Raw genomic sequence first — 12,462 nt, 5'->3', positions numbered from 1 at the left:
CTTATACAAAAAGGAGAATAATATGAGTAACGATATTATACCAATTCAATCTGTACTTAGTAAATGGTTCTATTATTATCATTAGAGAAGCTCAGTTTTTACTTTCATAGTTGGGACATCAAGATATTTGACGTCTAATCTACTTCAAGGTGAAATTAGGGAAGTGGAAATCTTACACCATAATTGAAGAACGATTCTCTGAGAAAAGATAATGCTAATAATGTTATTTAGATTTGCGTAGGATTATTATATGTTTGCAGGGGGAATTTAAAAATGAGTGAACGGACATTAGTAATAAGTGATATCCATGGTTGTATAGATGAATTTAATTTACTCTTAAAAAAAGTAAAATATGAACCACGAGTAGATAAACTGGTACTTCTCGGTGATTATCTAGATTATGGGATATACTCAAAAGAAGTCGTTGAAAAGGTTATGAATTTAGTAGAAGAATTTGGAGTTGTAGCTATTAAAGGAAATCATGACCAACGTTTTTATGATTTCATACATTCGAAAAACAAAGAGGTTGAATCCAAATTTTTTAAACACGGTGGACATAACACTCTTTTAAATTATGCAGAAGAACATCAGGAAAATGGGGTTCTAGAATTAGAACGTTTTAAATCACATGTGAAGAAGGAGTATTCTCATCATCTGCAATTTCTAGAAAAACTTCCATTCTATCATGAGGATGATAATTATATTTATGTACACGCCGGTCTTAATCCATATAATAAGGATTGGAAAAAGCAATCGGAGCATGACTTCATGTACATACGTGAAGCTTTTATTAACTATCCAACTGTAACAAATAAAAAAGTGATATTTGGTCACACAAAATTGATAGATATACACGGTAATGCGGATATATGGTTTGGGAATGACAAGATTGGAATTGATGGTGGTTGTGCGTATGGGTTTCAACTAAACTGTTTAGAAATTGGACCGAACAATAAGCATAACGTGTATTGTATAAATTCTCATAGTGATGCAGTATTATAAAATATTTTATATTTTTTCTATAGGGGGAGCTAAATGATAATAATGATAAATGGTGCATTTGGTGTTGGGAAAACTACCATTGCAAATGAGCTCCAAAAAAAGTTGAAAAACAGTATGGTTTATGACCCTGAAGAGATAGGTTATATGTTAAGAAATATTGTTCCAGAGGAAATACAAAGTCGTGAAGCAGAAACAGGAGATTTTCAAGATTTTCATTTGTGGAAAGAATTAACTGTTGAGGTAGCAAAACGTATAGTAACTAAATATACTGTTGACCTAATAGTACCCATGACTATTCATAAAATAGAATACCTTCAATATATTAGAAATGGCTTTAAAGATATAGATGAAGAGACTTATCATTTTTGTTTGACAGCAAATAAAGAAACAATTCACAAAAGGTTAAGTGAACGTGGAGAGAAAGAGGGAAATTGGTGTTTCCAACAAACTGAAAAATGCTTAGTCGCCTATAGAGAAATTAATTTTGGAGAGTACATTGACACTGAAAGGGTTAGCGTTAATATCATTATTGATAAAATAAAAGAAAAGCTCAGTCTTTCTTAGTTTACAATATAACGAAAGGGAGAGACGTGAAACAACAGTATAAAAAGAAGGGTTTGACTAAAGGTAAATAACCTTTTGTCAAACCGTTCTTTTTCCTAACCTCCATAGGTCAGATTATGTTGTTGACACCATTCATGTTCTTTTCAACATTAAGGGTGCTTCACGTTGCTATTAAGATTCGTTTGCTGTAACAAAATTCCCACTTAACTCTTCTTCCCATGCTTCTCCTTGATAATTAAAACTTCCTAGCTTCCATTTGTCTTCTTTTATTGGGGCAAACCATAATCGAACATCATCCTTAATTACTTTTTCACCATTTTCAATCATGATTAAATCGACGGTTCCTGTAGGATAGGTATCATCTAACCTAACACGGAGCTGTTTATAATCAACAATATAGGTTCCTTGGTCTCTCAATGTTGTAACTCGTTCAACCCATTTTTCTTTTGCATCATCATAAGACATCAATGGTTCTATGTCAGAGGCTATATCGAAATAATAAACACTTTCAAACGCTTCCTCATATTCCTGTTTAATCACATGGTCTAATACTTCTGTAGCGGCCATTCGTGATTGGTGGATATCCAAGAATCCGGGGATAAACGCAAATCCCAACAATCCTACCACTGTAATTAATAATAAGGCTAAAAGTTTCTTTTTCATTTTTTCTCCTCATCTCAATTTTCAATCTAATTTAACGTTTATTGAGTTACATCAAGGTTACACTCTAGAAAATGTTCAACAGTTGGGAACGGGTCATAGAAATGATGTAACTGTTTTTTCCATTGTTGATACTCTGCAGAATGTCTAAACCCAACTGTATGGTCTTCGAGGGTTTCCCATCTTACGAGTAGAAGGTACTTACCTTGAACCTCTATGCAGCGGTGTAATTCGTGAGAAATGTATCCCTTCATTGAGGAGATAATCGTTGAAGCTTTTTGAAAAGCTTCTTCATATTCCTTTTCTTGTCCTGCTTTCACTTTAAGCATCACAGCTTCTAAAATCAAAAGCGGTTCCCCCTTATTTAACTTGCATATTGTTAAATTACAAGTACCCACCATGTGCTTCAGGAAGTTTTATATATTCCTTTTTCTGACTGATGATTCCATCATGTAAAAATTGATGAACAAATTTACCCAACATGCTTCTTATTTCTTCATCATAAATATCACTCATCCAATAAGCTTTAAACAATTCACCGTCAAGTTGCATCTCTAAATAATAGCCAGATGAGGGTTGTATCGTAACAACTTCTCCTTTATCACTTACATAATAAATACTTTGTATTGTTGATAGCAGTTCAATGTTTTTCATTTCCTGATAGATGGTTTGCATTTCTTTATTTGTTAGCTTTAGATTTGTTTTAATCGTACCTTCTTCAATGAGGTCTTTTGTGTATGTATCGGTGAACGTGTTAATCTCGTTCAGGGCACCTACACCATATTTTATCAAAAAGTTAAAATCACTAGGCATTTCTTCTGGCATACTGATAGACTCTTCAACATCTGCAATGTCGATACTGACAGTAGGCGTTGTATTACAGCCTAGCAAAAGTGAAGTGAAAGGTATTATAAAAAAAGGCAGCAATAAATGATAGAGTGGTTTCATATTTTCCTCCAGTAACTGTTTAGGTACGCATGTTAATTCCGTACTTCATTAATTATCAATTCGCTGGTACTCATGTATCTTATTATTGTAATTTGCATAAAGAAATTCCTCATTTTGGTCGTCAACAAAAATTTCTGTACCAACAGGAAGAGTATTAGATAGAATCTGCGTTTGGGCTTTCTTCATCGGTTCTGTTTGAGCAATTTGAATTTCTACTTCACCTACACGAGTGAAATTAGTAGACAGACTTTCGATAACATTTCCTGTGTCACCGTAGAGTTGGTTTTCAACCGAAATCATTGGTCTATACTCACCCAATTGTTGATCCTCGTTGACCCTATCTCCTAGTTGGGTACACCCTAAAGAAACAAATACGATAATAAGTAAATATAGGATAACTGAAGTCTTCTTTGTCACACGGATCCCTCCAGATATTTTTTGCATTTTAGGTTAGCTTTTCGTCTCATATGCTTTTATTGCGCGGACTAGCCAGTACAATACGACCCACGGTAAAATATATTTAGTCATCCATTCAATAAAGTGAAAGATGCTGTAAAATGTGTAGTTGAACACGGACATGATAAGGTAAAGTCCTATGACAATAGCAATAGAAATAATTATGTATTTTAGAGTGTGTGTAATATCGAGTTTTCTAACATATAAAATAACCACTATGACTGCTAACACAACAAGGATTACTATTAAAAATTCTGATAATATCCAGTACAACTGATTAAGCATTAACATCACTCCTACTATGCTTATTGAAAATAAAGGTAGGTTAATAGTAACATACTTCAGCTGTTAATAGTGTTTTTTCTTTCCTTTTATATACATTTATGAGTTTTGTTAGTGTAATTAGTCAAAAAATGTCGAATTGTGATGGATTGTATTTGATTTACTACGACCATCTTAAGTTTATCTTTTCGTATCACAAAAAAGACATTCTACCACATATCGGTAGAATGCCTTTTCTAATTATCTTACTCTCACTGTTCTTGTCGCCGAGCTTGATGTAAACACTGATGTTGATGGTGTCTTTACTTCAATCTTATAGTTTCCTTTAAGCGCATTTCTAGGGAGTTTATGTTTTACAACTAGCGTTCCTTTTGAGTTGGTTTCACCTCGAAGGGTTGTCTTTTTTCCATTTGGACTTGTGACCACCACAGTTACCTTATGTTTTTTTACATCTTTTTTATTGTGATCAGTTACCTTAGTGGTAATCGTCATCGTTTCTCCACTTTTATAATTGCTTTTATTACTAGTTACTGTACTCGCTGTTTTTTTCTTATTCACTTTAACAGTTCTAGTTGCTGTGCTTCCATTGTATGAATCTGTGGCTAGGGCTCTAACGGTAATACGATAATCACCCACGGGACTATTAGTAGGAATTTTATAGTTTATGACGACATTCCCTTGTGCATCGGTCGTTCCAGTGCGTGTTGTGTTTTTACCATTTGCATTTCTTATTACCACTTCTACGTTGTGATTCGGAATTGCTACTTTATTTTGGTCTACTACTCTGTGAGTAATTCTCATCGTTTGGTCTAACCGATAGGATGTTGTGTTTGTTGTCACGGAACTCGACGTTCTTTGTTTGCTAGCCGTAACACTTACACTAGCATTACTGCTATTATAACTATTTGTCGCTAACGCTCTGGCTGTTATTTTATACGTTCCCGACATATCTTTTGGTATTTGATAATCGACTGTGACCTGTCCAGAAGAATTTGTTTTATCCCTAACTGTTGTTTTAACTCCTTTTGGATTCGTAATAACAACTTCTACATTTTGATCACGAATTGCTACCCCTTCTCCATTTCTAATAACCGTTTGAACTTTGATGGAATCTCCTAGTGTATATTGAGTTTTATTTGTCGATAACGTTATAAACGTATCTTCTTTAGCGACCGTAAAAACGGTAGAAGCCATATTGCTATAATATTCATCCGTTTCAACATAATTCACCAGAACTTCATAGGTTCCCATTGGACTATTAGCTGGCAGTGGAAATGGTAAATTCCACAGTCCGTTTGAATTTGTTCTTCCTTGAAGCATATACATTGTTCCTTGTGGATTTATAATTACTAGTTCTATAGGGTGGTCAGCTAGCAACCTACGATTACTGTCTCGAGCTGTTGTATTAATCTGAATCGGTTCACTTGGTTTGTAGTGACTTTTGCTAGTCTCTACCCTTACTTCAATAAACGGCTTTTCAAATATAGGTGCGGGTTCATATTCAGGCTCATCAGCAGGTGATGGAATGGTTGAGACTTCCGTGATAGGTGCTTTAATTAACCCATATCCAAAAAAATGATCTCTTCCTACTGGACCTAAATCAACGGTACTATTAATTAGAAGCGCACGTAACTCCTTATTTGATAATGTGGGGTACCTTTCTTTTAGTAAGGCAAGATTTCCTGCAACATAAGGAGCTGCCATGGAAGTCCCATCCATGTATACATATCTATTATTTAAATACGTACTTAACACCATAACTCCTGGAGCTGCCACTTCAACTGCAGATCCTGTTGAAGAGAATGACCCTCTTTCATCCATTGAATCTGTAGCCGCCACTGCAATAGCCGAACTATATTTAGCAGGATAGGCTACCGTATCAACTCCTTCACCATCGTTCCCTGCTGATGCTACAACCAGGATTCCGTGTTGATAAGCTTTGTCAACCGCTGCTTTCAGCGAGGGCGAATCCGTCGTTGTTCCAAGACTCAAATTAATAATATCCATACCATTTGATATCGACCAATCAATCCCAGCAACCATATCAGAAACCCAGCCACTTCCTTCGTCATCCATAACCTTCACAGCATAGATTTCAGAATCAGGTGCCACTCCAACTACACCCAATCCATTGTTTTTGGCACCAATAATGCCTGCAACATGTGTGCCATGCCCATTATCATCATCAAAGGATTCTGTATAAGAAACAGTTGATACTCCTCCAGAAATCTGGAGATCATCATGATTAATCGCTACACCTGTATCTATTACAGCGATTTTAATTCCCTTTCCAGTAAAGCCGTGATCCCACGCTAGAGGAGCTTCAATCTTTGAGATACCCCAGTCCATTACTTGGTTACTTATGGTTACAACCGTATCTGGTTCAATCGATTGAACATTAGGGTGTTGACTTAACTCTTTTATATCAGAAGTAGAAGCCGTCATTGAAACTGCAGACACATTTTCATACGTGTGTGTAATCTCACCATCAGCATCCTCAAGCAAGTCTTCATCTATTTCTTCCACAAATGTCACAATGATTTGTTTATTTGGTATTTCTTCTGCATAACTAAATAATGGAAAAATGACATGAAATAATAGAATCATAATTAAAAGAATAGAAATTTTACTTTTCATCGCAGTTACACTCACCTATCTGTTTATATTCTATTCTTTTATTCTACCATATTAATTTGCAATTCCAACTATTTTATGAGTAGTATTTCCTAGTACGAAAATATCACCTTGGGTACTTTTAGTTTTCTTCGTAATCCTGTAAATCCTCTAGGCTTTTATCAGTTGAATACGCAATTTGATAGATTTCATTACTATTTTCTATCCAATAGTGATACGTGACATTTGGCTCACTATCAAAGATAACCCCAATATAATAGGGATTACGATGTTTATGACCACTCGTACGATGTGGTACCGTTGTAATCGTCCAGTTCTCATGGGGATACTGTTGTTCTAGATATGGCTCTAGCAACTCTACTTTTTTAGCAATGGTAAAGTCAATCATATATGGGCGTGCTACAAAAAATACGCTATATGACACTAAAATGAGTACAGCAATGGTCCAGCAAATTTTCTTCTTTCTCCCTTTTAATAAGATAGATATAAGGACTACTACTAAAATACTGACTCCGACTGTCACTAACTCTATCCATTCTGTAGGATGCATAACAGTCCCCCCAAGTTATTTTTGTGCTGAAATGAGTAAAAACATCGGTCTTCGATTTTCATCTTCCATCTCAGGAACACTTTCGACCATTTCAACAGAAGGCTTAGGTTCTCTTACAGCCGTTATCGTAAAGCCAGCTCTTATTAAATCATTCATATACGTAGATACGGTTCTATGATATTTCACGACATTGTCTGTTAAAAAATTAGTATGCCGTGTCCCCTCTTCCTGATAGTGATCAACTGCCCAGTGAAGACGCTTGCCCTGTTCGTCATAGTACCAATCTTGATTGTTTTGACAAGTGAAAATCGGGTGCTCAACAGAAAATACAAATCTTCCTCCAGGCTTAAGAAAGGTATAGACCTTTTGGACAATATCTTGAAATGATTGAATGTAGTGAAACGCCAATGAACTGATTACAACATCAAACTGTGCTTCCTCAAAGGATATCTCTTCAATCGGAATATTTACATACGTGATGAAAGGGTCAGATGTTTGTTGGCGTGCGCGTTCTATCATTTTCATCGAGATATCCACACCGATAACTAAACTAGCTTGTTGTTCCCTTGCATAGCGGCAATGCCAGCCAAACCCACAGCCTAAGTCAAGTACATTCTTATTTTGCAAGTTTGGGATAAGTTCCTTAAAGACATACCACTCTCCTGCTCCTTCGAGTCCTTTCGTTGATCGTGGCATTTTTTCGTAAGCTGCAAAGAACTGGGAGTCATCATATTTATTTTGTTTCATTTTGTTTTCACCTCATTCTCAAGTTATATGTGTTATCGCTCCCAAACTAGTTTACTTTGACTGGGATGTATTCCTTCCAGGTAGACCTGGTTTACCTTTGAAAAATCATCGGTAATATTAATAGTAAAGTCTCCCCTAGGAGCTTTTTTCCCTACTATTCTATTATATTTCAAATAAAGGTAAACAGTATCGTCTTCAATTTGATATTGATAGTGTCTATAACCATTTGCAGAAGTTACACTACTTCCTCTCGAAATCAGTAATATCCAGTTACATCTTCAAACTTACCCACAATGTAAAACTACTTTGGAGACGATGGAGCGGAAAGTTCTATTGGATAAAGAAAAAGACAAGATTACTAGATTAGAAGCAAGGAAGCCATTTCAAAAAATAAGAAATATTGGCGAGGAGTAAGGACGATGACTATAAAATTGCAGCTACGTGACATCTGCTGGTTCCTTTCCTCTTCTTTCCCCAACAATGAAGGCTAAGCTCAAGATGTTACGTACCTTTTACTATGCTATGCTCCATTCTGGTTTTATAGTTAGCAGATATCTTAAGTATAGAACATCAATAATCAACAACAACCAACATATTTCACTAGGGGTGCAATGTGCCTCTGTCATGATTCAGATATATCAGAAGAACTTACACAAGAAACGTTCTACAAGTTGTGAAATCGATTCACCGCTATAACGGTAAATGCATAATTTCAGTGTGGTTATGTCAAATAGCAAAACACTCCTACTATAAATATATAGATAAGCGTCGAAAAGAAAATCAATCAAATCTAAGGGCAGTAACTGAAAAAGAGCACCCAAGTACACTAGAGTCTACTTTCATTTTCATGTATAACGAAGATAAAATGACGATGTATCGGTTGGTTCACAAATTATAGGATCGCTATAAAGAAGTGTTGCTGCTACGAACTCTAGTAGATCTTAGTTTTAAGGAAATCGGTGACATTCAAGGAAAAACGAAAAACTGGGCAAGAGTAACTTATTACCGAGCAGAAACAAAACTATTGGAAAAGTAATGGACTAACTAATCACCTTTCAACTATCAAAAAACCTTATTTACATTCTAACCTACAGCTGTAGGTAGTTATAATTAAGGTTTCTTTTTATTTTGGTTCTTGATCTATATCCTCATGGGTAGTTCAACGTCATTATCGTCATCCCATGACTTAGTAAAGCATGGAAAGACGTTTTTCCAGAACCTGATTGTCCTAAAATTGTATAGAAATTTCCCTTTTAAAATGTTGCATTTATATCTTTTAAAATATATCGACGACTCTCACCACCTTGGTAATAATAGTATACGTTTTTTGCCTCTAAAATCATCTTATTCACCTCTCTATTACATTAAGATTTTCTTTGGATTTAGTCTTACGATATAAATTAGTGGGACAATGGTAGATAATAACACGGTTGCTAGCCCTACTCCTAAAAACAATAAAATATACGTAAAGCTCAAGCTAACTTGGTACGTATCCAACACATCCGTATTTGATAGATCTGTGTGAAAAATTTCATTATAATAGTAGAATTCATCATTCGATTGACTGCCTGTGTTATTTTTCATTAATGTATCTGAAACACCACTAGCTAACAAATGTCCGGTAAACAATGACATTGCAATTCCAATAAGAGCAATAATCATAACCTCAATTAGAATCTGCCCCACCACTCGACCTCGACTTTCACCAAGTGATAAGTAAATTCCAAGTTCACGCTTTCTATCTCGTAAGAATAAGAGAACCACTAATCCAATAATTAAGATAGAGGAGATGATAGAAACTATAAGAACATAGCCTGAAAACTTAGTCATCGACTTAATAGGTCCAGAAATATTGTCATACTGGTCAGTTGCAGTTTTTACCGAGTAAAATTTTGGCAAAAGGGGCATTACTTCTTCTTTAAATGCTTCTACGTCGTCTGTTGAATTCAGAATGAACATAGGCTCGAAATAATCTTCGTATTCCCTGTCTCCCATCATTTCTGCGTAGTCCTTGTCCAACTCCATCATTTTTTCTATACCGTATCTAGTCTCACTTGATACGATTCCATTTGATACATAAATTGTATTTTGAAGCTCAGTATCCAGAAAATACCACATCCTGTCACTTCTTGCGTTCTCTGGGCTTATATTCATTGGTTCAAATATTCCAATCACTTCTAATACAATGTCACGAGAAGAATATATTTCTTGTTCTCCTGTAAAGAAGTCCGTTACTCGAGTTACTAGAGTTGTCAGAACCAATGAGTCCCCGACATGTAGATTATTGGTTTCTGCTAATTTCTTGGAAATGACTGCAACTGTAGAATCATTTTCAAGTTCTTCTTGTGTAAATACCCGACCGTCGACTAACTGACTTTTTCCCTCTTCAAAGTCTAAGATGGGTGCATAATTTGTTCCTTTTAAACGAAAATCCATATCGTAGCCTTCAACGGAATAGTTGGAATCATTCATTTCATCTTTTACACTTTCCAGTTGATTAGATGCTATAGAAGTTCGTGTAGTATAGTCGTAATACTTAACATATTTTAGTTCACCAACTTGTTTAATTAAGTCCACTCCTATATTTTCGGGATCATAATCAAAATTCATCATCTCTTCATCACTTAAGCTATTAAAATACTCGTCATACTTTAAACTATCCCATACTATTATAGCAGCCGTTCCTAGTCTTTCTTTAACGGTTCCTTCAACAATATTGGTAGCCTGTTGAATTGATATGGCTCCAGCGATTAGATTCCCTAAAATAAAGATTATAGCAAACAGAATAATAGACTTCCCTTTTTTCCTTATAATACTCAATAACCCACGCATAAAAAAATTCATTACTGTCCTCCTCATATTCAAATATAGATTTTTCAGGTGTTATTTTTTACAAAATATTCTATAATTCTACTAATTTTAGTATATTACTACATAATAAATATTATCAACCAAATTTTTTTAGGTTTACAAAATATAGAAATTACTAAGTGCGCCAATCAAAATAAAGGCGATTGTGACAAAACCCCTCCTCAAACATGAAAAAGCCGGTGAAATATACGACACGTAACATTTCACCGGCTACGAAATGAGGGCTGACCTTCCTATCATCCGCGCATGATGCTAAAAATCATTTCGAATCCAACAGATTCACTTACGTTAATTCCATTTTTAGATGAGATTGAGCAACGCTATTTTGAGTTACCTAAACACATTGTCGCAGATGCCGGTTACGGTAGTGAACAAAGTTTTAATGGCACCCTTTTGAATCGAAAGCGAGAAGCACTGAATACGTATAACATGTATCTGAAAGAACAAAAGAAGAAGTACAAACAAAACACATTTAATACTGACAACTGGCTGTATGAAGAAGAAACAGATACCTTTATATGTCCTAATCAGAAACGACTTGAGTTTCAGAATCATTCTACCCGTAATCACCGTTCAGGCTACCAACGGAAGTTTAAAATCTACGAGTGTGAAGACTGCTCGGATTGCCCATTCCGTTCATCATGTACCAAAGCAAAAGAAGGCAATCATAGATAACAAATGGTAAACACTCAGGTATGATAACCCTCCCACCAAAACCAATATGATAAAAAACAATAGATAGCATATACTAAAAGAGCAGTAATAGATGATAGTTGAAGAGGGAACAAAATCAACTTAAAAAATACTTTCAATTATCGTCACCGTCCCCTATGCATTCCCTCCTGGAGGAACTTAAATACATCATTTGCATACTTTTGATAGATTTCAGATATATTGTCCAATGCCTTTCCTCCTTCTGTCATATATCCGATTTTTTTTGATTTCGTTACAAGAAATAAAAAAATTTTATAATAAATAGAAAACCACCGTTTTCTGGTGGCTTAGTACATCATCCGATATGTTTTTTTCTCTCAAACCCTAGATACCTAGTTCCTTGAAATGTTAACATGCCTATATCTCCTTCTGATAACATTCCATACTCGTTACCAGTTACATTAAACTCTGAACGGTCGCCACTCTCAAACTCAAAGGTTACAAAGTATCTCGTATGCGTACTTGTTGTCGAGGATGGGAAGTGTTGATTCTCTTGATGGTGATTCATATCTGTGCTAGTACTTCTTCTGAAATCCGTTCGTTTCGTTTTAATGATAGCCGGTACGCTCAGTTTAGGAGACTGCTCGTTTTTTTGATATTGTTTCATTGCGCTAAATACAGAATATAGAATAGTACCAATAACAACGACTGCTACGATGCCGATAAAAACTGGGACAATCTGAAACATCATGTCTCCTTGTGCAAATGGATCTGCCATGTAGAACACTCCCCTCAAATGGTATTACTAAAAATACGAGGCATATTGAAATTCGTTTCACCCTCTTACAGATTCAAATAAATGATAAGAAATAAAATGCCACAACCAACAATTCCTAGTATCGCTCCGTACAGAAGCTCTTTATATTTTTTATCATCCTTCTCTTTCCTTGCTTTTTCACTATCATAAAATAACCCGAAGAAACCACCAGAAAAAATAGCATCTACTATTCTCCACTTTTTCTCAGAGTGGCTGTGGGTTTCTTTTGAAGTTTTTTCCTCTTTTTCATGTTCCTCTTCCACTGATGCGTTCCTCC

13 protein-coding genes and 1 pseudogene are annotated in these 12,462 nt (G+C 35.4%); 3 read left to right on the top strand and 11 right to left on the bottom strand.

The features are described from left to right. Positions 1-273: 273 nt before the first annotated feature. Positions 274-1,002 carry a metallophosphoesterase gene (locus BK585_RS02610; RefSeq protein ID WP_078551592.1) on the top strand — a complete coding sequence of 243 codons (729 nt, stop codon included), beginning with the start codon at positions 274-276 and terminating at the stop codon, positions 1,000-1,002. A gap of 33 nt (positions 1,003-1,035) precedes the next feature. After that, the gene (locus BK585_RS02605) at positions 1,036-1,566 is read left to right on the top strand and encodes an AAA family ATPase (protein WP_078551590.1); all 531 of its coding nucleotides are present in this window, start codon (positions 1,036-1,038) and stop codon (positions 1,564-1,566) included. A gap of 171 nt (positions 1,567-1,737) precedes the next feature. Here BK585_RS02605 and BK585_RS02600 read toward each other — a convergent pair whose 3' ends face one another. The 9 genes from BK585_RS02600 to BK585_RS02555 form a co-directional block, all read right to left on the bottom strand. Further along, positions 1,738-2,229 carry a hypothetical protein gene (locus tag BK585_RS02600; RefSeq protein WP_078551588.1) on the bottom strand — a complete coding sequence of 164 codons (492 nt, stop codon included), beginning with the start codon at positions 2,227-2,229 and terminating at the stop codon, positions 1,738-1,740. 38 nt (positions 2,230-2,267) lie between these two features. Beyond that, positions 2,268-2,573, bottom strand: a complete 306-nt coding sequence (locus BK585_RS02595; protein WP_078551586.1) for an antibiotic biosynthesis monooxygenase family protein — start codon at positions 2,571-2,573, stop codon at positions 2,268-2,270. Positions 2,574-2,610: 37 nt separating this feature from the next. Then, positions 2,611-3,174, bottom strand: a complete 564-nt coding sequence (locus BK585_RS02590; RefSeq protein ID WP_078551585.1) for a hypothetical protein — start codon at positions 3,172-3,174, stop codon at positions 2,611-2,613. 48 nt (positions 3,175-3,222) lie between these two features. Beyond that, entirely contained in the window at positions 3,223-3,591 is a 369-nt protein-coding gene (locus BK585_RS02585; RefSeq protein ID WP_078551584.1) for a hypothetical protein, read from the bottom strand. A 33-nt stretch (positions 3,592-3,624) separates the two neighbouring features. Next, on the bottom strand, positions 3,625-3,915 hold the full coding sequence (locus BK585_RS02580; RefSeq protein WP_078551582.1) for a hypothetical protein: 291 nt from the start codon (positions 3,913-3,915) through the stop codon (positions 3,625-3,627). Positions 3,916-4,152: 237 nt separating this feature from the next. Next, on the bottom strand, positions 4,153-6,549 hold the full coding sequence (locus BK585_RS02575; RefSeq protein WP_078551580.1) for a S8 family peptidase: 2,397 nt from the start codon (positions 6,547-6,549) through the stop codon (positions 4,153-4,155). 118 nt (positions 6,550-6,667) lie between these two features. After that, complete coding sequence (locus BK585_RS02570) at positions 6,668-7,096, bottom strand: hypothetical protein (protein WP_078551578.1); 429 nt, start codon at positions 7,094-7,096, stop codon at positions 6,668-6,670. A 15-nt stretch (positions 7,097-7,111) separates the two neighbouring features. Then, positions 7,112-7,843: a class I SAM-dependent methyltransferase gene (locus BK585_RS02565; protein ID WP_078551576.1), complete on the bottom strand. Its 732-nt coding sequence runs from the start codon at positions 7,841-7,843 to the stop codon at positions 7,112-7,114. A 1,359-nt stretch (positions 7,844-9,202) separates the two neighbouring features. Next, a complete protein-coding gene (locus BK585_RS02555; RefSeq protein WP_078551574.1) occupies positions 9,203-10,687 on the bottom strand; it encodes an ABC transporter permease in 1,485 nt (494 codons plus the stop codon). Between the two features lie 285 nt (positions 10,688-10,972). Here BK585_RS02555 and BK585_RS02550 point away from each other — a divergent pair. Beyond that, positions 10,973-11,386, top strand: a pseudogene (locus BK585_RS02550) (transposase); the annotation flags it as partial. 337 nt (positions 11,387-11,723) lie between these two features. Here the strand turns inward: BK585_RS02550 and BK585_RS02545 are convergent. Both BK585_RS02545 and BK585_RS02540 read right to left on the bottom strand, forming a co-directional pair. Further along, on the bottom strand, positions 11,724-12,146 hold the full coding sequence (locus BK585_RS02545; RefSeq protein WP_078551573.1) for a DUF2500 domain-containing protein: 423 nt from the start codon (positions 12,144-12,146) through the stop codon (positions 11,724-11,726). A gap of 65 nt (positions 12,147-12,211) precedes the next feature. Next, a complete protein-coding gene (locus tag BK585_RS02540; RefSeq protein WP_078551571.1) occupies positions 12,212-12,448 on the bottom strand; it encodes a hypothetical protein in 237 nt (78 codons plus the stop codon). Positions 12,449-12,462 lie beyond the last annotated feature (14 nt).

It is taken from the genome of Bacillus alkalicellulosilyticus (genome assembly GCF_002019795.1).
Classification (GTDB): domain Bacteria; phylum Bacillota; class Bacilli; order Bacillales; family Bacillaceae_F; genus Bacillus_AO; species Bacillus_AO alkalicellulosilyticum.
Note: the sequence above shows the minus strand (reverse complement) of the source record. Positions and strands in the feature narration are given on the sequence as shown.